We start from the raw sequence: 22,439 nt of genomic DNA on the forward strand, positions 1-22,439 counted from the left end.
TGACGTGCGTCACTCTTTACGCCATGTCAATACGTCGGGCCGCCGACGCCCCGGTCAGGACGGCCCTCGCCGGGCTGGCCGTGCTGATCCTGGGCCTGATCACCGCGCTCAACGCCCGGTCCCTGCCGGTGATCGGCGACGGCACCACCTACTCCGCCGAATTCAGCGAGGCGGCGGGGGTGGTCAAGGGCAACGACGTCCGCATCGCCGGGGTGAAGGTCGGCCGCGTCTCGGACATCCGGTTGCGCGGCGACCACGTGCTGGTTTCGGTCCAGGTCAAGGGTGCGTGGCTGGGCGACGCGACGGGCGCGGCGATCCGGCTGAAGACCGTGCTGGGCCAGAAATACGTCGCCCTCGACCCGCAGGGCGAAGGGACGCTCGACCCGGGTGAGCCGATCCCGCGCTCCCGCACCAGCGTTCCCTACGACGTCCTCGCGGCCTTCGGAAGGCTTTCGTCCACTGTGGACCGGATCGACACGGCGCGGCTGGCGAAGAGCTTCGACACGCTGTCGGCGACGCTGGCGAACACCCCGCAGAGCGTCCGCGCCGCGCTCGCCGGGCTGTCCCGGCTGTCGGATTCGCTGTCTTCCCGCGACAACCAGCTCGCCGCCCTGCTGGCCAACGCCCGGACGGTTTCGCGGACGCTCGTCGACCGCGACGCCGCCGTGCGGCAGCTCCTGGCCGACGGCAACCAGCTGCTCGCCGAGGTGAGCGACCGGGAAACCGCGATCAGGACCCTGCTCGACGGCGCGCGGGAGCTCGCGAGCGAGCTGTCCGGGCTGATCGACGACAACGAGGCACAGGTCGGCCCGCTGCTCACCCAGCTCGACCAGCTGACGTCGATGCTGCAGCGCAACCAGGACGCGCTCGCCGCCGGCATCAGGAGCTTCGCGCCGCTGGTCCGGCTCGGCACCAACATCGCCGGGAACGGCCGCTTCCTCGACGGCTACCTCTGCGGGCTCGTCCTGCCGTCGCTCGGCCCGCTGAACGAGGAAGGCTGCCACGGCTGAGTCGCGCGTGGGATGCTGGCGTCGTGCGATATCTGCTCCTGCTCCGCGGTGACGACCGCGCCGCCGAGGCCGCCGGCCCGGAAATGGCGCGGCGCTGCCACGAGTGGGCCGCCGAAGCCGCCCGCCGCGGCGTCCGGCAGGCCGGCACGGGGCTGCGTCCGCCGGCCGAGGCGAAGACGATCCGGGTGCGGGACGGCGCGGCGCTGCTGACCGACGGCCCCTTCGCCGAAACCAAGGAGCAGATCGGCGGCTACAACATCCTCGAGTGCCCGGACCGCGAGACGGCCGTCGAGGTCGCTTCCCGGCACCCGTGGGCCGAGGCCGGCACGCTGGAGCTGCGCGAAATCGTCGACGGGCCGCCTACGGCTTCGTGATCTTCACCGTCACCTGGTTGTCGTTGTAGGTGTAGGCGACGTACTCGAACTCGACGCCGGTCCGCTCGACGTACTCCGTCCAGGCGCGGTACTCGTGCCGCTTCCAGCCGGGGAAGTTGAAGAACTCGTCGAAGTGCACGATGCTGCCGGCGCGCAGCCGCGGCCCGCACAGGTCGAGCACGGTCTTGGCGGAGCTGTAGAGATCGCCGTCGACGTGCAGGAAGTCGACGAGCCCCTCGTGCTGTTCGAGGAAGCCGGGGAGGGTGGCCGAGAACAGCCCGACGACCAGCTCCGCGCCGGGGACGTCCGGCAGGTCGTCCCGGGCGAAGGCGCCGGCGGGCATGCCGTTGAGCCACGCCTCGGGCAGCCCGTCGAAGGAGTCGAAGCCGTAGACCTCCTCACCGCCGCGGGCGCGGGCGATGGTCCGTAGCGTGTTCCCGGACGCGACACCGAACTCCAGTGCCATTCCGCCTTGCGGCGCAAGGGAAAGCGCATGTTCGAGCGTCTCGCGCGGACTGCCGAAGTGCTTGGCCCCGACCAGGTGCTCGCGGGCGAAGACATTGCTTTCCAAGGCGGCTTCCTGGTCACCGGCGTAGACGATGTCGCGGCGGCTGCGGATCTCGAACTCCACCACCCGATCGAGGATCCGGTCACCCTGACGGACGATCTCCTCGCGGAGTTCACTGGCCATCCGGTTCAGCTGATCGGTGTACGGGTCGTGCACTTTCGAGGCAGCCCGATGCAGCACCCTACCCAGGGCTCGCCTCAGGCTTTTCGTTACGGGAGAACGGTTTTCCACGCGGTTCATCCCGGGACGGTACCTGACCCACGGCCGTCCGGCGCAGCGGCGGGTCGTGCGTGGGTGACGTCATGAACGGCTACGCCACGATGAGCCGGAAGCCCGCGTCCCACTCCGGGAGGTCCAGCAGCTCCGGGTGCTCCGCCCGCCAGCGACCGGACTCCAGGTCCGCCCGCAACCGGGCCATGCCCCGCGCGACGGCGTCGGGTGACGTCTGCGCGAGGGCCGAGCACGACCGCCGCACCGCCGGGTCGAGGTAGGCCTCCGGACGCCGCCAGTACGCCGGGAAGACGCCGTCCGTGAAGTCCCACGGCACCGGCAGCTCGACCACCGAAGCCGCGCCGAGGAAAGCCGCGATCTCCGGTGCCGACGGACGGGAAGACTCCAGCGAAGCGACCTCCGGCACGTACTCGCGCACGAGCCAGAAGTCGTTGTGCAGCGCGGTGTCGTAGGCCAAGACGACTTGACGGCGCGCGACCCGGCGCAGCTCGGCGAGACCGCGTCGCCAGTCCCCCCAGTGGTGCACCGTCAGCACCGCGAGCGCGGCGTCGAACGTCCCGGCCGGGAACGGCAGCGCTTCGGCGACCGCGCGGACCACCGGCGCGGCGCCGGGACGGCGTTGCCGGATCATCTCCACCGACGGCTCGACCGCGACGACACTCCGGGAAGGTGGCTCGTACGAGCCCGTCCCGGAGCCGACGTCGAGCACCGTGCCCGCGTCGCCCAGCGCGTCGAGCACCGGCGCCAGCCACCGCGGGTCGGTCCGCCTCCCCAGCGCGTAGCCTGCCCCGATCTCGTCGTAGCGCGTCATCAGCGCTCCGGGCCGTCGCCACCGTTCTGCTCGGCGAGGAACCGCTCGAACTGCGAGCCGAGCTCCTCCGCGGTCGGCATGTGCTCCACCGACTCCGCCAGGAGACTGCCCCGCTCGGAGGCCTCGATGAACGTGTCGTACTGCCGCTCCAGCGCGCGGACGACGTCCGCGATCTCTGCGGACTCCGCGACCTGGCGGTTGATCTCGGCGTCGGCGAGCTCCGCCGCCGCGCGCAGCTCACCCTCGGGCAGGCTGAGCCCGGTCGAGCGGCTCAGCGCGTCGAGCACGATCAGCGACGCCGCCGGGTACGTCGACTGCGCTAGGTAGTGCGGCACGTGCGCGGCGAAGCCGACGGCGTCGTGCCCCCACTCGCCGAGCCGGTACTCCAGCAGCGCGGCGAGACTGCCCGGCACCTGCAGCCGGTTCGGCAGCGGCTGGTGCTCGCCGACCAGGTCCTTGCGGGTGGCGTGCGCGGTGACGCCGAGCGGGCGCGTGTGCGGGGTCCCCATCGGGATGCCGTGGAACCCGGCGGTCAGCCGGACGCCCCAGCGCTCGACCAGGTTCCGGACCGCGGCGCAGAACCGCTCCCAGTCGTGATCCGGCTCCGGGCCGGACAGCAGCAGGAACGGCGTGTCGTCGGCGTCGTGCAGCAGGTGCACCACCAGCTCCGGCGCGTCGTAGTCCTCCCAGTGGTCCACCGCGTAGGTCATCGTCGGCCGCCGCGAGCGGTAGTCGATGAGGCGGTCGACGTCGAAGCGGGCGACCACGCGGTGCCCACCGCCGCCCAGCAGGTGCTCCGCCAGCAGCCGGCCCGCCGAACCGGCGTCCATGAAACCCTCGAAGTGGTGCATCAGCACCGCCCCCGTCAGGTCGGGGACGTCCGAGTCCACCTCATACAGGTCGTCGGGATCGAGTCCCACCGGATCCTCCAGCTCGCTGACGCTTCAGTCCCTCAAGCACAACACAACTCGACGGGGATTCCATTCCGCCGACGGTGTCGCCGATCGTACTGTGCCGTTCGTCAGCAATCCGACCACAGCGACTCCCGCGCGATCGACGCCGGACCGGATCGGCATCGTGACACACGTCGTGGGCACGCGAGTCGCCGATCGGGCAGTCTTGAGCCGTGAGCGAACACACCACGAACACGGCGGTGCGGCTGCGGTCGCCGGCGAACCGGGTCAGCCGCCGGGCCATCGGCTACTGGACGGCGACCGCCGCGATCTTCTGGATCCTGCTGATCGGGCTGCAGACCGTCATCGTGGTGACCAGCGACGATGTGCCGTCCTTCCTCCGCGTGACGCTGGTGCTCTCGTGCGTCGTCGGGCCGCTCCACCTGGTCGTGATGCCCCAGTGGCGCTACCGGGTGCACCGCTGGGAGGTCACCGACGAGGCCGTCTACACGCAGGCGGGGTGGCTGAAGCAGCAGTGGCGGATCGCGCCGGTCTCGCGGATCCAGACCGTCGACATCGAGCGCGACCCGTTCGAGCAGCTGTTCGGGCTGGCGAAGATCACCGTGACGACGGCGTCCGCGGCGGGCCCGCTGCGCATCGCCGGCCTGACCCACGACCACGCGATGGCGCTCGCCGACGAGCTGACGAAGACGACGCAAGCGGTCCGGGGGGACGCGACGTGAGCCCCGCCGACGCACTCTTCCCCGCGGAGGCGGCAAAAGACACCACCGAGGCCGTGGTGACCCCGCCCGCCGAGGGAACGCGGGACGCGCCGTGGCACCACCTGGACCGGCGCATGCTGCTCATCCGGCCGGTGCTGGACGTGGTGAAGTCGCTGCCGGTGCTGCTGGGCGCGCTGCTGTTCGGCCACGGCGAGCCGTGGCAGTGGTTCGGCCTGGTGTTCACCGCGATCGCCGTGTTCACCGGCGTCTCGCACGTGCTGACCTCGCGCTACCGGATCACCGAAGCCCAGGTGGAATGGCACACCGGGCTACTGTTGCGCAAGCAGCGAGCCATCCCCCGCGACCGGATCCGCACGGTCGACGTCACCTCCGAGCCGAAGCACCGGCTGTTCTCCCTGGCCGCGGCGCGGATCGGCACCGGGCGGCACTCGCACGGCAAGGGACCGGGCAAGGACGAACTCGTCCTCGACGCCGTCACCGTCGCCGAGGCCCAGCGGCTGCGGACGCTCCTGCTGCACCGCAAGGCCGAGCCAGTGGCTTCGGGTTCTTCCGGCGCCGAGGAAACCGTCGCACCGCCGGAGCAGCTGATCGCCGCGGTCGACAAGCGGTGGCTGCGGTACGCGCCGTTCACGCTGTCCGGGCTCGCGGTGGTCGGCGCCGCCGTCGGCACCGTCTACCACTTCGCGCACGAACTGAACTTCGACCCGATCCAGTTCTCCCTGGTCCAGGCGGTCGTCGGGCACTTCGCCGACACTCCGACGTGGCTGAGCCTGGTGCTCGCCGCGGCCGGGCTGCTGGTGCTCGTGTCGGTGCTGTCGGTCGGTGGGTACGTGCTGTCGTTCTGGAACTTCCGGCTCACCCGCGAGCCCGCCGGCACCCTGCACATCCGGCGCGGCCTGATCACGACGCGGTCGGTGTCGATCGAGGAAGACCGCCTGCGGGGCGTCGAAATCCGCGAGCCGCTGCCGCTGCGGCTGGCCGGCGGCGCGCGCTGCGTCGCCATCGCCGGCGGCCTGCGCGAGGGCAAGGGCGCGGATAAGGGCGGCGGCCTGCTGCTGCCGCCCGCCCCGCTCGGGCGCGCGCACGAAGTCGTCGCGGAGGTGCTCGGCGAGGACCCGGCCGCGACACCGCTGGTGCGCCACCCGCGCCGGGCGCTGTACCGGCGGCTTTCCCGCGCCGTCGGCGGCGTGCTGCTGCTCGCCGCGGCGCTCTACGGCCTGGCGTGGCTCGGCGCCCTGCCGGACTGGCCGTGGCAGGTCGCGCTCGCGCTGCTGCCGTTCGCCGCGCTGGTCGGCTGGGACCGCTACCGCGGCCTCGGGCACGCGTTCACCGGCCGCTACCTGGTGACGCGCTCGGGTTCGCTGGACCGCGGCACGGCGGCGGTCCGCTGCGACGGGATGACCGGGATCGTCGTCGAGCGCTCGTACTTCCAGCGCCGGGCCGGGCTGGTGACGGTGATCGCGCCGGTCGCCGCGGGCAAGGGGCACTACCGCGTGCTCGACGTCGCCGAGGCCGACGGGCTGGCGCTCGCCGACCGGGCCGTCCCGGGCCTGCTGACGCCGTTCCTAACCGGTGAGCGGGACTGCGGTTGACGCCTGACCGACGTCACTCGTAGCGTGAAATCCGCCGTCCGAACGAAAGCCGATCGCGCGTTCACGAGAGGACGGCAAGGTGTTTCTTGGCATGCTTCGAAAAACTCTCCTCGCACTGGCCGTGGTGGTCACCGCGGGGACGGCCGTGGCACCGGCCGCGGCGGCCGCCGCGGAAAATCCTTACGGCGACCCGAACCTGGTTTCGATGTTCGACGGCACCGATTTGAGTGCCTGGACGTCGTCGAAACCCGGCCTGTGGACGGCGAAGAACGGCGCGATCCACGGCAATGGCACCGCCCGCGGCTGGTTGTACTACAACAAACAGCAGGTCGGCACGTTTCGGTGGATATTCAACGTCCGGCAGGTCAAGGGCAACCACAAACCGACGGTACTGATCTGGGGCAGCACCGAGCCGATCCGCGACGCGCTGGGCGCCATCCAGTTCCAGCCGCCCAACGGCGGGCACTGGGACTACCGGCCGGGCCACAACAACGGCGGCGGGAAACTGTTCAAGCAACTGCCGCACACCACGATCGACATCAAGAAGTGGGCGCAGTGCGAGCTGATCGGGAACATGACCACGGGCATGGCCCGGATGGCGTGCTGCCCGCTGCCGGACAATACCCTGACCTGCAAGGGAGTCGAGGTACTGCGGTTCACCGACCCGGCCGCCGGGCGCGTCGGCCCGCTCGCGCTGCAGGTGCACAACTCCGGGATCCAGGACGAGTACCGCGGGCTCTACGTCGAGTCACCGGTCGTGACGAAACCCGGCGAGTTCCTCACGATGTGAGCACGCGGTCCGGCGGCGGTTCCCCGAATGGCGGCGCCGCCACCGGAATACTGGCCTTCGATTCACGCACCGTGCTAATTTATTCACCCCGCGTGATAGCGAAGGTTGTTTTTGTCCCACCGAGAGGTCACGATGACGCCTGCCGTCAGCACCGTCGACGGTTCCCCCCGCCGTACCCCCGGTGCCAGCAGTTCCCGCAAGGTCCTGCAGCTGCTGCTCGCCTTTTCGGAGTGCCGGTGGGAGGCCAGCGTCGCCGAGCTCGCCGCGACGATCGGGACGCCGGTGGCGACGACCTACCGCTACGTGGCCCTGCTGAAGGAACTGCAGCTGCTCGAAGAGGGCCGGGCCGGGCACTACCACCTGACCAGCCAGGTGATGCCGCTCGCGCGGGCCGCGCAGCTGGCGAACGACCTCGTCCGGCTGGCGAAGCCGGCCATGGAAGCGGCCGCCCGGGAGCTCGGCGAGACGGTGATGCTGTTCCAGCAGTTCGGCGATGCCGCCGTGTGCGCGGACCGCGTCGAGTGCGACCGCGCCATGCGGTTCACGTTCGAACCCGGGCATTCGATGCCGCTCGGCCTCGGCGCGTCCGGCAAGATGCTGCTCGCCCTGCTGCCCGAGATGGAACGCGACCGGCGGCTGCCGTCGATCATCGAGCAGCGGGGCACCGCTCTGCGCGACGAGCTCAAACACGCGCTGGAGAACCGGTATTCGGTCAGCTCAGGGGAAATCGACGAAGGCGTCTGGGCCTGTTCGGTGCCGGTGGAGGTGATCGGCAGGCGGCCCACCGTGCTGAGCATGGCCGGCCCGGCGGCGCGGATCACCGGCGAAGCCCGGCACACCGCGATCACCACCCTGCAGGAGTACGCGAGGCGCATCCAGCGGACGATTTCGTCTTATTCGCTGTGAAAACCCGACGCCGCCGGGTAGGAATGCCCGGGTGATCCGGCTCGCGCGCCCCGACGACCTCCCCGCGTTGATCGACATCGAACGCGAGGCCGGTGGGCTCTTCCGCGACGTCGGCATGACCGCGATCGCCGACGACGACCCGGGCTCGGTGGCGGAGCTGGCGAAGTACCAGGCGGACGGCCGCGCCTGGGTGAGCGTCGACGACGGTGACCGGCCGGTGGCGTACCTCGTCGCGGAGGTCGTCGACGGGCACGCGCACGTCGAGCAGGTTTCGGTCCGGCCGAGCCACGCGCGACGCGGGCTGGGCAGCGCGCTGATCGAGACGCTCGCGGCGTGGGCCGTTTCCCGCGGGCTGCCGGCGCTGACGCTGACGACGTTCGCGGCCGTGCCGTGGAACGCGCCCTACTACGAACGGCTGCGGTTCCGGGTCCTCGAGGACGCGGAAATCGGCGACGGGCTGCGGGAGATCCGCCGCGCCGAGGTGGCCCGCGGCCTGGACGCCTGGCCGCGCGTGGCGATGATCAGACCACTCTGACCTGGGATTTTGTGGTTTCCTCACCTTCTCGGGGGAGGCACTGGCGCGCGCGGTCGAACATGTGTTCTACTGTGCGAGCCGGTCCCGGAGGGGGAAGCTCCGTGGGCCGGCCCACAGACTTCGGGAGGTTTTTGTGGCGGTCAAGATCACCCATCTGACGAACGGCCAGCAGGTGCGGTTCGCCAACGCCGACGGTGCGCGCCGGTACGCCGAAATCATGGGCGGCGGAGTGGACAAGTGGCGCTTCACGGTCGTTCCCGAGGACCCGATGCTGCGAAAAATGTCGGACTCGGTCGTTAACGTGCCGGTATGGCGCATGACTTCCAGGTAGTGGTGGATTCGGCCGACCCGCACGTGCTCGCCGACTGGTGGGCCGAGACGCTCGGCTGGTCCGTGGAACCGACCGATGCCGACTTCGTTCGCGAGATGATCGCGAAGGGGTACGCGAAGGAGGAGGAGACCCGGACTTACCGCGGTGGGCTGGTCTGGCGGACGGGCGCGGCGATCCGCCACCCGGACTCCCCACCCGACGGCCCGCCACGCCGGATCCTCTTCCAGGAGGTTCCGGAGGCGAAGACGGTGAAGAACCGGGTCCACGTCGACGTGTGGGTCGGCGCGGACAAGGTCGAGGCGAAGCTGGAGGAGCTGACCTCACGCGGCGCGAAGTTCCTGCACCGGGGGCGGCAGGGACCGCACAGCTGGGTGACGATGGCCGACCCGGAGGGCAACGAGTTCTGCATTTCGTGAGGTACCCCGGCGGCGGGTGGGTGGATCCCGCCGCCGGCTCACCGCCCACCCGAGTCCCGCCTCCAATCACGCGAGATCCGGCCTCAATCACACGAGATCCGGCTCTGCGCACGCGAGATCCGGCTCCGGTCGCGCGAGTCGCCCCCTCAATCACACGAACCGACCCTCCAGGCACGCGAACCGACCCTCCAAGCACACGAGATGCCCCACCAGACACGCGCGATACCCCGCCGATCACGGGCGATGCCCCACCAGACACGCGCAATGCCGCCGAGCTCGAACGTGGTGAACGACCCTTTCATGTCGTCCGGCGACATGAACGAGTCGTTCACCCAAGGCCGGGTAGTTAAGGATTCCTCTGCCGCGCAAGCGGTCAACGGACGGCCGTGAATGGCTCATCGAGGGACTCTATGTCCCTCAATGCGACATTCACGGCCGTGGGCGAGCACTTGAAACCGGGCCAATCGGGCAGCTTGACAGCTCGCTGCCGCAGCTAACTGCCTGGCTGCCAGAGCGCGTGCTGTGCTGCCATCGGTCCTCCTCAGTCCAGGAACTCCTCGATCTCCTCCGCCGAGTACCCCAGCTCGGCGAGGACTTCCGAAGTGTGCTGGCCCAGCGTCGGCGGCGCCGACGTCGGACGCGCCGGCGTGTCCGATGCCTTCACCGGGAAGCCCGTGCCGAGGTACGTCCCCACCGTCGGGTGCGGCAGCCGGACCACCTGGTCGCGCGAAGCCGTCCACGGGTCCGCGTAGACGTCGTCGATCTCGTTGATCGGGGCCGCCGGGATGCCCGCCGCCTCGAAGGATTCCAGCCACTCGGCCGCCGTGCGGGTCAGGAGCACCGGCGCCAGCAGGGCGTTCAGCTCGTCGCGGTGCGCGGCGCGCTGAGCGTTCGTCGAAAACCGCGGGTCGGCGGCGATGCCGAGACCGAGCACGCCGCAGAACGCGTGCCACAGCTTTTCGCTGCCGACCGCGATGACCAGCCAGCCGTCGGCGACGTGGTACGCCTGGTACGGCACGATGCTCGGGTGCGCCGAGCCCATCCGGCGCGGCCGCGGCGCGTCGTAGAAGTGCGCGCCCGCGGCGTAGACGTGCCAGGCCAGCTGACTGTCCAAAAGGGACACGTCGAGGTACTGGCCGCGGCCGGTGGTGTGCCGGGCCTGCAGCGCCATCAGCACCGCGATGATCGCCCACGTCCCGGCGTTCAGGTCCGCCACCGGCAGCCCGACCTTGGCCGGCGCGCCGTCGGGCTCGCCGGTCAGCGACATCACGCCGCCGAGGGCCTGCGCGACCAGGTCGTACCCCGCGCGGTCGCGGTACGGCCCGGTCTGCCCGAACCCGGTGATCGACACGTGGATCAGCCTCGGATTCACCGAGGACAACGCGGGGTAGCCGATCCCCCATTTCTCCAGCGTCCCCGGCCGGAAGTTCTCGACGAGCACGTCGGCGCCCGCGACCAGCCGCCGGAGCGCGTCGCGCCCGCGGTCGCTCTTGAGGTCGAGGACGATCCCGCGCTTGTTCCGGTTGGCGGCCAGGTAGTAGACGGCCTCGTCGCCGACGAACGGCGGTCCCCAGCCGCGGGTGTCGTCGCCGTGGCCCGGCGGCTCGACCTTCACCACGTCCGCGCCCATCTCGCCGAGGTACTGGGTGCAGTACGGCCCGGCGAGGATGCGGGAGAGGTCGACGACCTTGATCCCGTCCAGCGGGCGGAATCCGTCAGGGGCAGGGGTCATCAACGGCTCCTCGTCGGGCTCGGCGTCCGGCCCCCCTTTCTACCCGGCCGCTCATGCTCTCTACGTCGCGGGCGTACTGAGGTCGAGCAACCGGGCTTCGGAGTCGCGCAGGTAGCGGTCCAGGGCCACCTCCGCGGCGCCGAACCGGCCGCGACGCAGGTCGTGCAGGATCTTCTCGTGGCAGTCCAGGTACGGCTCGTAGAACTCGCGCGTGTTCTCGTTGAGGACGAAGAAGAGCCGCGTTTCGGCGAGCACCTGGCGCATCGTCGCGGAGATCCGCTTACTGCCCGCCAGGTCGGCGAGGGCCTGGTGGAAGTGGATGCTCGCGGTGCCGACCGAGGGCCAGTCCTCGGCCGCCGCCGCCGTCCGGCCGTCGCGCAGCGCCTGTTCCACCACCGAGAGGTCCACAGTGGACAGCTCGGCGGCGCGGCGCAGGGCGCCGCATTCGGTGGCGCGGCGTACGACGTAGAGGTCTTCGATGTCCTCCGTGGTCAGTTCCCGCACGAACACGCCGCGGTTCAGCTCGTGCACGGCCAGCCGCTCGTGGGCCAGCAGCTGGAACGACTCGCGCAGGGTGTTGCGCGAAACGCCGAGCGCCGAGCTGATCACCGGCTCGGACAGCCGTTCACCGGGGGCGAAGACGCCGTCGGTGATGTACTGGCGCAGGATCGCCGCGACCCGCTCGGCGGTGCCGCTGCGCTCGAGCAGGTGCCGCTCGCTCTCCAGCCTCGAGGCATCGACGGTCACGGCGCTACCTGACGCCGAGCTCGAAATCGAGGCTGTAGCGGTGGCCCGGCAGCGCACCCGCGGCCTTGGCGCCATCGATCGGCAGTACGGCGCCGTTGATGAACCGCGACTCGTCGCTCGCCAGGAACACCACCGCTTTGGCGACTTCCCACGCCTCGCCGACGCGGGCCGCGGGCGTGCTCGCGACCAGCTGGTGCTGCTTGGTTTCGAACTCCTCCGGGGACGCGAGCGTGCCGCGCAGCATGTCGGTGTCGATCGCGCCGGGGTTCACCGTGTTGGCGCGGATGCCCTGGTGCGCGTGGGCGACGGCGATCGACTTCGTCAGCCCGACCAGCGCGTGCTTGGTGGCGTTGTACACCGGGTCGCCGGGGCGGCCCATGACGCCGCCGTTCGACGACGTCGTGATGATGCTGCCGGCCTTCCGTTCGATCATGTGCGGCAGCACGGCGCGGGTGCCGAGGAACGCGGTCCGCACGTTCAGCGCGAAGATGTGGTCGAATTCGGCCAGCGTCGTGTCCGCGAGCGGCTTGCCGAGGTGGATGCCGACGTTGTTGAACAGCACGTCGACGCGGCCGGCTTCGGCGATGACGCCGTCGACGAACGCCGCTACGGCGGCTTCGTCGGTGGCGTCCACAACGGAGTGCCGGTAACCGGGTATTTCCTCGGCGGGCTCACGGATGTCGGAGGCGAACACCGTCGCGCCCTCGGCGAGGAACTCCTTCACCGTGGCGAGGCCGATGCCCCGCGCGCCACCGAAGACGACAGCCACCTTGCCGGCCAACCGACCCATGTCACTTCCCTGCCCTCAGTCGTGTTGTCTGCTCTTCGTCCACCGCGTAGTCCCCGGGCAGCCGGACGAGCGCGTCCGGGTCGCCGAGGTACCGCACTTCGACGCCGTACACCTCGCGCGCCGCTTCCACCGAGACGTAGCCGTCGACGACGTCGGCGAGCACCGCCGCCACCGGCCGTTCGAACGGCGGCCCGTACCCGCCACCACCGGGCAGCGTGACGTCCACAACGGACTCCGCGGCCAGCGTCACCCGGCTCTTCGCGGGCAGGTCCGCCCCTCCCCACAGCCCGAAGCGACCGGGTGCGCCAGGCGAACCACCGTCCACACCGGACGCGGCGGCGCGCACCCGGTCGACGTTCCCGTTGACGCTCCACGAACCCGAGCCCCGCAGAGCCATCGACGTCACCTGGCCGAGGCCACCCCGCCACCGGCCGGCACCGCCGGAGTCCACGCGCAGTTCGCGTGCGCGCTGGACGAGGGGCGCCATGGTCTCGATGACCTCGGTCGGCGTCGACCGCAGCCCGCTCGGGAAGCCCGTCGTGCTGAGCCCGTCCTTGTCCGCCCGCGCGCCCATGCCACCGGTCTGGAAGACGTTGAGCATGAAGCCGGACCCGCGCCAGATCGTCATCCACAGCGCGTCCGCGCTCGGCGCGATCGCCGCGCGAGGAAGCGCGCCGATCAGCAGCGACGGCAGGAAGTGCCCGATCAGGTGCCGGGACGCGACCGGCGCGGGCGGCAGGCAGTTCAGCACCGAGCCCTCGGGCGCGGTGACACGCACCGGGCGGAACGACCCCGCGTTGTGCGGCACCTCGGGCGAAATCGCCGCCTTGACCGCGAACGACGCGTACGCCCGCGTGTAGTTCAGCACGACGTTGATCCCGCGACGGCTCTGCGGCGACGAGCCCGCGAAGTCGAGGTGGATCTCGTCACCGTCCACAGTGGCCGTCACGCGCAGCACTATTTCTTCGTCGTCGAAGCCGTCGGTGACGATCTCGTTGGAGTAGGTCCCGTCCGGCAGCTCCCGCAGCGCGTCGCGCAGGGCCTTTTCGGAGCGGTTCATGATCTCGGCGGCGACGTCGTCGAGGGTGTCGAGGCCGAACTCGTCCAGCAGCCGCAGCAGGCTCGCCGCGCCGACCTCGTTGCCGGTGACCTGCGCGTACAGGTCGCCGATGGTCTCCTCCGGCGTCCGCACGTTGGCCCGGACCAGCCGTTCCAGGTCGGCGTTGACCACGCCCGCGCGCAGGAACTTGAGGATCGGCAGCCGCAGGCCCTCTTCGAAGACCTCGTGGGCCTCGGCCGACACCAGCCGGCCGCCGATGTCCGGTGCGTGGCAGCACGACGCGAACCACGCGACCAGCCGGTCGCGCCGGAACACCGGCGTCGCCACCGTGATGTCGTTGATCTGCCCGGCGGTCTGCCACGGGTCGTTGGTGAGCAGCACGTCCCCGGGTGCCAGGGTCTCCGGCGGGTGCGCCGCGACGAAGTGGTGCATGCCGGTCGCCATCGCGTTGATGTGGCCGGGCGTGCCGCCGACGGACTGGCCGATCATCTCGCCGCGCGAGTCGAACACCGCGCAGGCCAGGTCGAGCGATTCGCGGACCACCGCGGAGAAGGCCGTGTTGACCAGCGCGTTCTGCTGCTCGGCGAGGATCGAGTGCAACCGGTTGCCGAACAGCCCGACGAGGATGGGATCGACGGTCACACCGTCACCTCCAGCGCCGCGTCCTCCCGGACGACGCAGTGCGCGCCGGGCGGGACGACCACAGTGGACTCGCGTTCCTCCACAATGGCCGGGCCGTCGATCCGCACCCCGGGCCGGAGCTGGTACCGGTCGAAAACCGCCGTGTCGACAAATCCACCTGCCGAGGGAAAGTAGGCCTTGCGGGTGCCCTTCCGCGCGTCTCCGGGGGACGCCGACGCGGCCAGCCGCAGCGTGACGTCCGGCGCGGGGCCGCTCGAGACGACCCGCCAGTTCAGCACCTCGACGCCGACGTCGGGCCCGGTACGCCGGTAGAGCGCGCGGTAGGTCCGAGTGAACTCGCCGACCAGGGTTTCCGGCCAGCTGCCGCCGTGGACCGGGACACGGATCTCGTAACCCTGCCCGGCGTAGCGCATCTCGGCGATGCGCCGGTGGGTGACCTCGGAAGCACCGGACTTCGCCAGCAGCGCCGCGCCCTCCGCCTCCATCTCGGCGAAGAGCGCGTCGACCTGCTCCCACGCCAGGTCGTCCACGGCCGTGCGGGCCGACCGGACGAAGTCGAACGCCAGCGGCGCGGTGAGGAACCCCGCCGCGCTGAGCACACCGGCGGCCGGCGGCGCGACGACCGACGGCGCTCCGAGCGCGCGGGCGACGCCGACGCCGTGCACCGGTCCCGCCCCGCCGAAGGTGTACATCGGCAGCTTCGCCGGGTCCTGGCCCCGCTCGACGGCGTGCACGCGCGCGGCGTTCGCCATGTCCTCGTTGACGCTCGTGTGGATGCCCCACGCGGCCTCTTCGACGCTCACGCCGAGCCGGTTGGCGATGCGCGTCCGGATCGCGTCACCGGCGGCCGCCGCGTCGAGCCGCATCCCGCCGCCCAGGAAGTAGGCCGGGTCGAGGTAGCCGAGCACCAGGTCGGCGTCGGTCACCGTGGGCTCGGTGCCGCCGCGGCCGTAGCAGGCCGGGCCGGGTTCGGACCCGGCCGAATCGGGGCCGGCGGTGAGCAGGCCGAGCGCGTCGATCCGGGCGATCGAGCCGCCGCCGACGCCGATCTCGATCATGTCGGTGACCGGCACCCGCACCGGCAGGCCGGACCCGGGCAGCAGCCGGTACTTGCGGTCCACCTCGAACTGGTGGGTCACCAGCGGCGCGCCCCCGGCGATCAGGCACAGCTTCGCCGTGGTGCCGCCCATGTCGAACGCCAGCAGGTCCGGCGGCCCCAATGATACAGCGGCTCTCGCCCCGCCCGCCGGGCCGGACTCGAGGATCCGGATCGGGTGCCGGGCCGCGGTGTCCACCGTGGCCAGCCCGCCGTTGGACAGCATGATGTGCGGCGCGCCGGTGACGCCGAGCCGCGCCAGCCGGCGTTCGAGGTCGCGCAGGTAGCGCTCGGTGAGGTCCTGGACGTAGACGTTCGCGACCGTGGTCGACGCGCGCTCGAACTCGCGGATCTCGGGAACGACGTCCGAGGACAGCGCCACCCTGAGCGAGGGCGCCACCTCCGCCAGCACCTCGGCCGCGCGCCGCTCGTGAGCCGGGTTGGTGAACGCGTGCAGGAAGCAGATCGCGACGGCGTCGATCCCCCGGGCGGCCAGCTCGCGGCCGAGCCGGGCGACATACGCCTCGTCGAGTCCGATGTGGACGGAACCGTCGGCCAGGATCCGTTCGGGGACGTCGAACCGCAGGTGCCGCGGGACGAGCGGCTCCGGCAGCTCGATGCGCAGGTCGTAGAGCTCGTAGCGGTGTTCGCGCCGCATTTCGAGGACGTCGCGGAACCCGGCGGTCGCGAGCAGCGCCGTCCGCGAGCCCGTGCGCTCGATCAGCGCGTTCGTCACGAGGGTGGTGCCGTGCACGACCTGCTCGACGTCCCCGGCGGCGATCCCGGCGTCCGCGAAGAGCGCCGCCAGGCCTTCCTCGACCGCGCGGGCCGGCTCGTCGTGGGTGGTCAGGACCTTGCCGACGGCGACGATCCCGGTGCTGTCCACGGCGCAGAGGTCGGTGAACGTGCCGCCGATGTCGACCCCGATCCTCATTTCCGGTACCACCGCGGCGAAGTGTTGAGCGGCGGCTTCAGCTTGGCCTTCACGACCAGCACGTTCGGCTCGTCCGATTCGACGAACTCGCCGAGCAGCCGCCGGAACGCCCGGCCGAAGCCGGAGACCCGGTCGGCGTGCACCCCGAAGGACCGGGCCAGGCCGACGAAGTCCGGGCTGTCCCAGTCGACCCCGCGCCGCGGGAGACCTTCGCGCTCCTGGTCGTAGCGCAGCATGCCGTAGCCGCCGTCGTCGACCAGGACCACCGTGACCGGCAGCTGCTCCTGCGCGAGCGTCGCGAGATCACCGCAGGCGTAGAGGAACCCGCCGTCGCCGGTGATGCAGATCGCGCGCCCGGCACCGGCCGCGGCGGCGCCGAGCGACGCCGGGAAGCCGTAGCCGAGGGTGCCCCAGCCCATCGGGTAGGCGAGCTTGCGCGGCGCCCGCACCCGGTGGAAGCCGCCGACCCAGTACCCGGCGACGCACATGTCGGACACGAGCACCGCGTCGGTCGGCAGCACCTCCTCCAGAGTGGACAGGAAGTCGTAGGCCTGCGGCTCCTCGTCGCGGATCCGCTGGCGCACCCGGCGGCCGATCCCCGCCAGCCGCAACGTGATGTCGTCCAGGCCCGGCCGCTCCTTCGGCAGCAGCCGCTCGACGATGGCGCGCGCGTCGCCGACCAGCGTCAGGTCCGGCGGGTAGTTCTTGGCGGCGTCGTCGGCGTCGACGTTCACCGCGATCAGCGTCGGCGGCTTCGGCATCAGCCAGTTCTGCGTCATCAGGCCGTCGAAGTCGGTGCCGATGGCGAGCACGACGTCGGCCTCGTCCCACAGTTCGCCGACCTCCGGCGTGTGCACCGGGTTCGGCGCGAGGCACGGGTGGTCGAGCGGGAGCAGGCCGCGAGCGCCGAACGTGGTGATGACCGGCGCGGCGATCTTCTCGGCGAGCGCGCCGATCGCGTCGCCCGCCCCCGACCGCAGCGCGCCGCCACCGGCCCAGATCAGCGGGTGGTTCGCGTCGGACAGCAGCGCCTCGGCCCGCGCGAGGTCGGGGACGTCGCCGTCGGGCTTGCGGTGCGGCGCGGGCGGACGGCGGTGCGGCACGGTCTCGCGCAGGTAGTCGGTGGGCACGCCGAGGTAGACCGGCCCGCTCTGCGGCTGCAGCGCGAGCCGGGCCGCGCGGTGCACGGTGGTGCCGATCTGGTCCGCGGCCCGCACGGTGAAGCCGCCCTTGGTCACCGGCGCGAACATCGCCTGCTGGTCGGACGTCTCGTGCAGCACGCCGCGGACGACGCCGGGGCGCCGCAAGGTCGAGGGGATGTCGGTGGCGATGACCAGCACCGGAGCCGCGGACGCCATGGCTTCGCCGACCGCGCCGAGGGTGTTCGCCGCGCCGGGGCCGGTGGTGACCAGCGCGACCCCGAGCTTGCCGGTGGCGCGGGCGTAGCCGTCGGCGGCGTACCCGGCGGTCTGCTCGTGGCGGACCCCGACGACCTTGATGCCGGTCTCGGCCAGTGCCTCCCACAACGGCAGGTTGTGCACGCCCGGGAGGCCGAACACGATCTCGGTCCCCAGCGATTCAAGGGCGTCCACCAGTTCCCGAGCACCACTCACAGCCACGGACCGAATACTGCCAGATCGTTGAACGATCTGGCAATCAGCCCTCGTGGCAGCGACGTTTCCCCGGCGCCGCGGACGGCAACCCTCACCAGTGGAGCACGTGATCCACCGGCGGCCACCGAGCGCGTACAGTCGGCGTGCCGAGTGCGGAAGGTGATGTCCCATGGCGATGATGCCCGTGACCGATTCGATGTTCCTCCTGGTCGAAACGCGCGAGCATCCAATGCACGTGGGTGGCCTGCAGCTGTTCAAGAAACCCGAGGGCGCCGGCCCGGACTACCTGCGCGACGTCCGCACGAGCCTGCTGGAATCGGACAACATCCGCTCGGTCTTCCGGCGCCGCCCGGCCCGGCCGGTCAACACGCTCGGCCACGTCGTCTGGGCGAACGACACGGAGCTCGAACTCGACTACCACTTCCGGCACTCCGCGCTGCCTCAGCCGGGCCGCGTCCGCGAGCTGCTGGAACTGACGTCACGCTGGCACAGCACCCTGCTCGACCGGCACCGGCCGCTCTGGGAGACCCACCTCATCGAGGGCCTCGCCGACGGCCGCTTCGCCGTCTACACCAAAGTCCACCACGCGCTGATGGACGGCGTCTCGGCGTTGCGCCAGCTGCAGGGCACGCTGTCGGACGACCCCGCGGACCTGGACTGCCCGCCGTGGTGGGGCAGCCGCCGCAAGCCCGGCGAAGAGCGCGTCAAGCGTCCCCGGTCGCTCCTGCGGACCGCGGGCAAGACCGTCAACCAGCTCGCCGGGCTGGCGCCCGCCGCGATGAAGGTGGCACGCGAGGCCTTCGGCGAGCACACGGTGACCCTGCCAGGGCAGGCGCCGAGGACGATGTTCAACGTGCCGATCGGCGGCGCGCGGCGGTTCGCGGCGCAGTCGTGGTCACTGGACCGCGTCCGGCAGGTGGCCACGGCCGCCGGGGTCTCGCGCAACGACGTCGTGCTCGCGATGTGCTCCGGCGCGCTGCGGGACTACCTCATCGAGCAGCGCGCGCTCCCGGACGCGCCGCTGATCGCGATGGTGCCGGTGTCACTGCGCCGCCAGACCGACCCCGGCGAGGCCGCGGGCAACAACATCGGCGCGCTGCTGTGCAATCTGGCCACCGACCTGCCGGACGCGGGCAAGCGGCTCGTCACGATCCACCAGTCCATGCGCAACGGCAAGCGGCTGTTCTCGGAGCTCACGCCGTTGCAGACGCTGCTGCTGTCGGCGGTCAACGTCGCGCAGCTCGGCGTCTCGCCGATCCCGGGCGTCGTCAACAACACGCGGCCGCCGTTCAACCTGGTGATCTCGAACGTGCCCGGCCCGCGCAAGCAGATGTATTGGAACGGCGCGCAGCTCGACGGCATCTACCCGGCGTCGGTGCTGCTCGACGGCCAGGCCGTCAACATCACGCTGACCAGCAACGGCGACAACCTCGACTTCGGCGTCACCGGCTGCCGCCGCAGCGTGCCGCACCTGCAGCGGATTCTCAGCCACCTCGACACGGCGCTGGTGGAGCTGGAAGCCGCGGTCAGGTAGCGCCGCTGAGTGGCAACCACACTCGGCCATAGGAAGGAAAGTTCCGAACTCCTCGGCGAAAGAACTGGTCACCCGCCCCCGGCGCTTTTACGGTGGCGATGATCAGTCTCGGAAAGGAGCAGGAAATGACCGAACCCACCGAGGTGTGGACGACCCCCGACTTCGTCGAGTACGAAACTCCCATGGAGGTCACCGCGTACGCGGCCCGCATGGCGGACTGAAGAGTGCCGGTCGAGCCACTTTCGGAAAGCGCGTTCGTCGCCGAGCTGCGCGGGCTTTCCGGCCGGTACTGGGGAACGCACCCGTTCCACCACCGGCTGCACGCGGGCGAACTCGACGAACGCGGGCTACGGATCTGGGCGGCGAACCGCTGGTACTACCAGTGCTCGCTGCCGCAGAAGGACGCGGCGATCATCAGCAACTGCCCGCTGCCGGAGATCCGGCGTCAGTGGCTCGACCGGATCGTCTACCACGACGGGGTGAGCGCCGGCACCGGCGGGATCGAGCGCTGGCTGCGGCTCTGCACGGCGGTCGGCCTCGACCGCGAAGAGGTTCTCGACGAGCGGCACGTCGCCCCCGGCGTCCGGTTCGCCGTCGACGCGTACGTGACCTTCGCGCGGACGAAACCGTGGTGGGAGGCCGTTGCCTCCGGGCTGACCGAGATGTTCGCCGGGCACCTGATGCGGAAACGCGTCGCGGACATGCTCGCGAACTACTCGTGGATCGCCGGCGAGGACCTCGCCTACTTCACCAACCGGATCGACAAGGTCTCCGGCGAAGGCAAGGACACCCTCGACATCGTGGTCCGCCACTGCGTCACGCGTGAGCAGCAGGACCGCGCCATCGCCGCGTTGTCGTTCAAGTGCGACGTGCTGTGGTCGATGCTCGACGCGATCGAACGGGCGGCGGGGTGATCACCGTGGACTCCGTCCCGCAGCTGCGGCGGGGCGTGCGGCTGTCCTACGACCACGTCCGGGAGACGCACGTGCTGCTGTTCCCCGAAGGCGTCCTGGTGCCGAACGCCACCGCGGCGGCGGTCCTCGAACTCTGCGACGGCACCAGGTCCGTCTCCGAAATCGCCGCGGCGCTGTCGCGGCGCTACTCCGGCGTGCGGGAGGACGACGTGGTGGACGTGCTGAACAGGCTGGGCGAACGGCGGGTCGTCGCGTGGACGTGAACCCGCCGCTGGGCCTGCTGGCCGAGCTGACCCACCGCTGCCCGCTCCACTGTCCTTACTGCTCCAACCCGGTCGAGCTGGCCACCCGGGACGCCGAACTGTCCACAGCGGACTGGCTGTCGGTGCTTTCGCAGGCCCGCGAACTGGGCGTGCTGCAGGTGCACATGTCCGGCGGCGAGCCACTGGCCAGGCCCGACCTGCCCGAACTGGTGGCGCACGCGAGCGGGCTCGGCTGCTACGTCAACCTGGTCACCTCCGGGCTCGGCCTGACTTCGCCCCGGCTCGACGACCTCGTCGCGCGCGGGCTGGCGCACGTCCAGCTGTCGGCACAGGGCGCGACGCGGGAGCGGGCGGACCTGCTGGCCGGCGCGAAGGCGCACGACCGGAAGCTGGCCGCGGCTGCGTTGGTGAAGGCGTCCGGGCTGCCGCTGTCGCTCAACGTGGTGCTGCACCGGCGCAACCACGACCAGCTGGCCGGCATCATCGAGCTGGCCGAGCGGATGGGCGCGGACCGGCTGGAGCTGGCCAACACGCAGTACTACGGCTGGGCGCTGCGCAACCGCGACGCGCTGATGCCGACCCGTGCGCAGCTCGACGCCGCCGAGCCGGTCGTGCGCGCGGCGATGGAACGGCTGCGCGGCACGATGGAGATCGTCTACGTCGTCGCCGACTACTACGAGCCCTACCCCAAGCCGTGCATGTACGGCTGGGGTGCGCGGCAGCTGACCGTGGCGCCGGACGGGACCGTGCTGCCGTGCCCGGCGGCTTCGGCGATTTCGACGCTCGCGCTGGACAACGTGCGGGACACGCCGCTCGCCGAGATCTGGTACCGCTCCGAGTCGTTCAACGCCTACCGCGGCGAGGACTGGATGGCCGAGCCGTGCCGCACGTGCGACCGCCGCGGGCTCGACTTCGGCGGTTGCCGCTGCCAGGCGTTCCTGCTGACCGGCGACGCCGCGGCCACCGACCCGGTGTGCTCACGGTCGCCGCGGCGCGACGTCGTCGACCTGGTGCTGGCGAGGCCGGGCACCTCCGACCTGATCATGCGCCGGTGAAGGTCATCCTGCTCGGCACCGCCGCGGGCGGCGGATGTCCACAGTGGAACTGCGCGTGCCCCCTGTGCACGGCCGGGCTCGAGCCGCGAACGCAGGACTGTGTCGCGGTGAGCGCGGACGGCGCCGGCTGGTACCTGCTCAACTGCTCCCCGGACATCCGGTCCCAGCTCCTCGGGACGCCGGCGCTGCGGCCCGGCCCCGGGCCGCGCGAGATCCCGCTGCGCGGGGTGCTGCTGACCGACGCCGAACTCGACCACGCGCTGGGCCTGGTGCTGCTGCGCGAGGCCGGCGGACTCCCCGTGCGGGCGCCGGAAGCGGTGTCGCGGGCGCTTCTCCCGGTCCGCGAAATCATCGACGGCTACGGCGGCTGGGACTGGCTCCCGGTGTCCGATCTCCCCGGGTTGCGTGTGACGTGCCTTCCGGTGAGCGACAAGCGGCCGAAGTACGCGCGCGCGTCCGACCAGGGCGGGCCTTGGGTGGTCGCCTACCGGATCGAAGACGTCTCGACCGGCGGAGTCCTGGTGTACGCACCGTGCCTGAAGAGCTGGCCCGCCGGGTTCGATTCCTTTGTGGAGGGCGCGGACGTCGTGCTGCTGGACGGAACGTTCTACGCACCGGACGAGATGGCCGGCGTCGGCGGGCCGGACCAGCTCGCGATGGGGCACCTGCCGATCACCGCGAGCCTCGCCCGGATCGCCGAGCGGCCCGGGCCGCGCTGGGCGTTCACGCACCTCAACAACACGAACCCGGTGCTCGACCCGGCGTCGGCCGAGCACGCCGCGGTGCTGGCCGCGGGCGCGCTGCTGCCCCCGGACGGCACGGAGTTCTCGCTCTAGCGACCCCCAAATAACTCTTTGAC

24 protein-coding genes are annotated in these 22,439 nt (G+C 71.2%); 15 read left to right on the top strand and 9 right to left on the bottom strand.

The genetic code is table 11. The features are described from left to right. Window positions 1-23: 23 nt before the first annotated feature. Together AB0M82_RS28430 and AB0M82_RS28435 are read left to right on the top strand one after the other, a co-directional pair. Window positions 24-1,010, top strand: a complete 987-nt coding sequence (locus AB0M82_RS28430) for an MlaD family protein (protein ID WP_364727977.1) — start codon at window positions 24-26, stop codon at window positions 1,008-1,010. Between the two features lie 23 nt (window positions 1,011-1,033). Beyond that, on the top strand, window positions 1,034-1,384 hold the full coding sequence (locus tag AB0M82_RS28435; RefSeq protein ID WP_364727979.1) for a YciI family protein: 351 nt from the start codon (window positions 1,034-1,036) through the stop codon (window positions 1,382-1,384). On the opposite strand, the gene AB0M82_RS28440 is transcribed toward AB0M82_RS28435, so the two are convergent. The 3 genes from AB0M82_RS28440 to AB0M82_RS28450 all read right to left on the bottom strand — a co-directional run bounded on the left by AB0M82_RS28440 (window position 1,371) and on the right by AB0M82_RS28450 (window position 3,914). Beyond that, window positions 1,371-2,075 carry a class I SAM-dependent methyltransferase gene (locus tag AB0M82_RS28440; RefSeq protein WP_364727982.1) on the bottom strand — a complete coding sequence of 235 codons (705 nt, stop codon included), beginning with the start codon at window positions 2,073-2,075 and terminating at the stop codon, window positions 1,371-1,373. The two genes, AB0M82_RS28435 and AB0M82_RS28440, sit on opposite strands and share 14 nt — an antisense overlap. Before the next feature lie 187 nt (window positions 2,076-2,262). Continuing rightward, entirely contained in the window at window positions 2,263-2,994 is a 732-nt protein-coding gene (locus AB0M82_RS28445) for a class I SAM-dependent methyltransferase (protein ID WP_364727985.1), read from the bottom strand. Further along, entirely contained in the window at window positions 2,994-3,914 is a 921-nt protein-coding gene (locus AB0M82_RS28450) for a PAC2 family protein (protein WP_364727987.1), read from the bottom strand. The genes AB0M82_RS28445 and AB0M82_RS28450 overlap by 1 nt, the downstream gene beginning before the upstream one ends. 206 nt (window positions 3,915-4,120) lie before the next feature. Between AB0M82_RS28450 and AB0M82_RS28455 the strand changes: the two genes are divergently transcribed. From AB0M82_RS28455 to AB0M82_RS28485, 7 genes are all read left to right on the top strand, one after another. Next, entirely contained in the window at window positions 4,121-4,630 is a 510-nt protein-coding gene (locus AB0M82_RS28455; protein WP_364727989.1) for a PH domain-containing protein, read from the top strand. A 113-nt stretch (window positions 4,631-4,743) separates the two neighbouring features. Beyond that, window positions 4,744-6,222: a PH domain-containing protein gene (locus AB0M82_RS28460; protein WP_364728177.1), complete on the top strand. Its 1,479-nt coding sequence runs from the start codon at window positions 4,744-4,746 to the stop codon at window positions 6,220-6,222. A gap of 91 nt (window positions 6,223-6,313) precedes the next feature. After that, window positions 6,314-7,012 (top strand): family 16 glycoside hydrolase, encoded by a 699-nt coding sequence (locus tag AB0M82_RS28465; RefSeq protein WP_364727992.1) that lies wholly within the window; start codon window positions 6,314-6,316, stop codon window positions 7,010-7,012. 132 nt (window positions 7,013-7,144) lie between these two features. After that, the gene (locus AB0M82_RS28470) at window positions 7,145-7,918 is read left to right on the top strand and encodes an IclR family transcriptional regulator (RefSeq protein WP_364727994.1); all 774 of its coding nucleotides are present in this window, start codon (window positions 7,145-7,147) and stop codon (window positions 7,916-7,918) included. A 31-nt stretch (window positions 7,919-7,949) separates the two neighbouring features. Then, window positions 7,950-8,453, top strand: a complete 504-nt coding sequence (locus AB0M82_RS28475; RefSeq protein ID WP_364727997.1) for a GNAT family N-acetyltransferase — start codon at window positions 7,950-7,952, stop codon at window positions 8,451-8,453. Window positions 8,454-8,586: 133 nt separating this feature from the next. Further along, entirely contained in the window at window positions 8,587-8,784 is a 198-nt protein-coding gene (locus tag AB0M82_RS28480) for a hypothetical protein (protein WP_004561810.1), read from the top strand. Continuing rightward, window positions 8,763-9,200 carry a VOC family protein gene (locus AB0M82_RS28485; protein ID WP_364728000.1) on the top strand — a complete coding sequence of 146 codons (438 nt, stop codon included), beginning with the start codon at window positions 8,763-8,765 and terminating at the stop codon, window positions 9,198-9,200. The genes AB0M82_RS28480 and AB0M82_RS28485 overlap by 22 nt, the downstream gene beginning before the upstream one ends. Before the next feature lie 541 nt (window positions 9,201-9,741). Here AB0M82_RS28485 and AB0M82_RS28490 read toward each other — a convergent pair. Genes AB0M82_RS28490 through AB0M82_RS28515 form a run of 6 tightly spaced genes read right to left on the bottom strand, consistent with a single transcriptional unit; the run spans window position 9,742 to window position 17,820 of the window. Continuing rightward, window positions 9,742-10,932: a CoA transferase gene (locus AB0M82_RS28490; protein WP_364728002.1), complete on the bottom strand. Its 1,191-nt coding sequence runs from the start codon at window positions 10,930-10,932 to the stop codon at window positions 9,742-9,744. Window positions 10,933-10,992: 60 nt separating this feature from the next. Beyond that, window positions 10,993-11,679: a GntR family transcriptional regulator gene (locus AB0M82_RS28495; protein ID WP_364728005.1), complete on the bottom strand. Its 687-nt coding sequence runs from the start codon at window positions 11,677-11,679 to the stop codon at window positions 10,993-10,995. 4 nt (window positions 11,680-11,683) lie between these two features. Beyond that, window positions 11,684-12,469, bottom strand: coding sequence for an SDR family oxidoreductase (locus AB0M82_RS28500; RefSeq protein ID WP_364728008.1), 786 nt, complete (start codon window positions 12,467-12,469; stop codon window positions 11,684-11,686). 1 nt (window position 12,470) lies between these two features. Further along, window positions 12,471-14,171, bottom strand: a complete 1,701-nt coding sequence (locus tag AB0M82_RS28505; protein WP_364728011.1) for a hydantoinase B/oxoprolinase family protein — start codon at window positions 14,169-14,171, stop codon at window positions 12,471-12,473. Next, the gene (locus tag AB0M82_RS28510) at window positions 14,168-16,201 is read right to left on the bottom strand and encodes a hydantoinase/oxoprolinase family protein (RefSeq protein ID WP_364728014.1); all 2,034 of its coding nucleotides are present in this window, start codon (window positions 16,199-16,201) and stop codon (window positions 14,168-14,170) included. The genes AB0M82_RS28505 and AB0M82_RS28510 overlap by 4 nt, the downstream gene beginning before the upstream one ends. Beyond that, entirely contained in the window at window positions 16,198-17,820 is a 1,623-nt protein-coding gene (locus tag AB0M82_RS28515; RefSeq protein WP_364728017.1) for a thiamine pyrophosphate-binding protein, read from the bottom strand. Before AB0M82_RS28515 ends, AB0M82_RS28510 begins: the two co-directional genes overlap by 4 nt. 163 nt (window positions 17,821-17,983) lie before the next feature. On the opposite strand from AB0M82_RS28515, the gene AB0M82_RS28520 reads away from it, so the two are divergent. The 6 genes from AB0M82_RS28520 to pqqB all read left to right on the top strand — a co-directional run bounded on the left by AB0M82_RS28520 (window position 17,984) and on the right by pqqB (window position 22,416). Next, window positions 17,984-19,348 carry a wax ester/triacylglycerol synthase family O-acyltransferase gene (locus AB0M82_RS28520; RefSeq protein WP_364728020.1) on the top strand — a complete coding sequence of 455 codons (1,365 nt, stop codon included), beginning with the start codon at window positions 17,984-17,986 and terminating at the stop codon, window positions 19,346-19,348. A gap of 125 nt (window positions 19,349-19,473) precedes the next feature. Further along, window positions 19,474-19,569, top strand: coding sequence for a pyrroloquinoline quinone precursor peptide PqqA (pqqA, locus tag AB0M82_RS28525; RefSeq protein ID WP_364728023.1), 96 nt, complete (start codon window positions 19,474-19,476; stop codon window positions 19,567-19,569). A 3-nt stretch (window positions 19,570-19,572) separates the two neighbouring features. Next, complete coding sequence (gene pqqC, locus AB0M82_RS28530) at window positions 19,573-20,262, top strand: pyrroloquinoline-quinone synthase PqqC (RefSeq protein ID WP_364728026.1); 690 nt, start codon at window positions 19,573-19,575, stop codon at window positions 20,260-20,262. Next, window positions 20,259-20,525: a pyrroloquinoline quinone biosynthesis peptide chaperone PqqD gene (gene pqqD / locus AB0M82_RS28535; RefSeq protein WP_364728029.1), complete on the top strand. Its 267-nt coding sequence runs from the start codon at window positions 20,259-20,261 to the stop codon at window positions 20,523-20,525. The genes pqqC and pqqD overlap by 4 nt, the downstream gene beginning before the upstream one ends. Then, window positions 20,516-21,580 carry a pyrroloquinoline quinone biosynthesis protein PqqE gene (gene pqqE, locus AB0M82_RS28540; RefSeq protein WP_364728032.1) on the top strand — a complete coding sequence of 355 codons (1,065 nt, stop codon included), beginning with the start codon at window positions 20,516-20,518 and terminating at the stop codon, window positions 21,578-21,580. The genes pqqD and pqqE overlap by 10 nt, the downstream gene beginning before the upstream one ends. After that, a complete protein-coding gene (gene pqqB / locus AB0M82_RS28545) occupies window positions 21,577-22,416 on the top strand; it encodes a pyrroloquinoline quinone biosynthesis protein PqqB (RefSeq protein ID WP_364728035.1) in 840 nt (279 codons plus the stop codon). The genes pqqE and pqqB overlap by 4 nt, the downstream gene beginning before the upstream one ends. Window positions 22,417-22,439: the final 23 nt, after the last annotated feature.

This window comes from Amycolatopsis sp. NPDC051128 (genome assembly GCF_040682715.1).
Lineage (GTDB): Bacteria > Actinomycetota > Actinomycetes > Mycobacteriales > Pseudonocardiaceae > Amycolatopsis.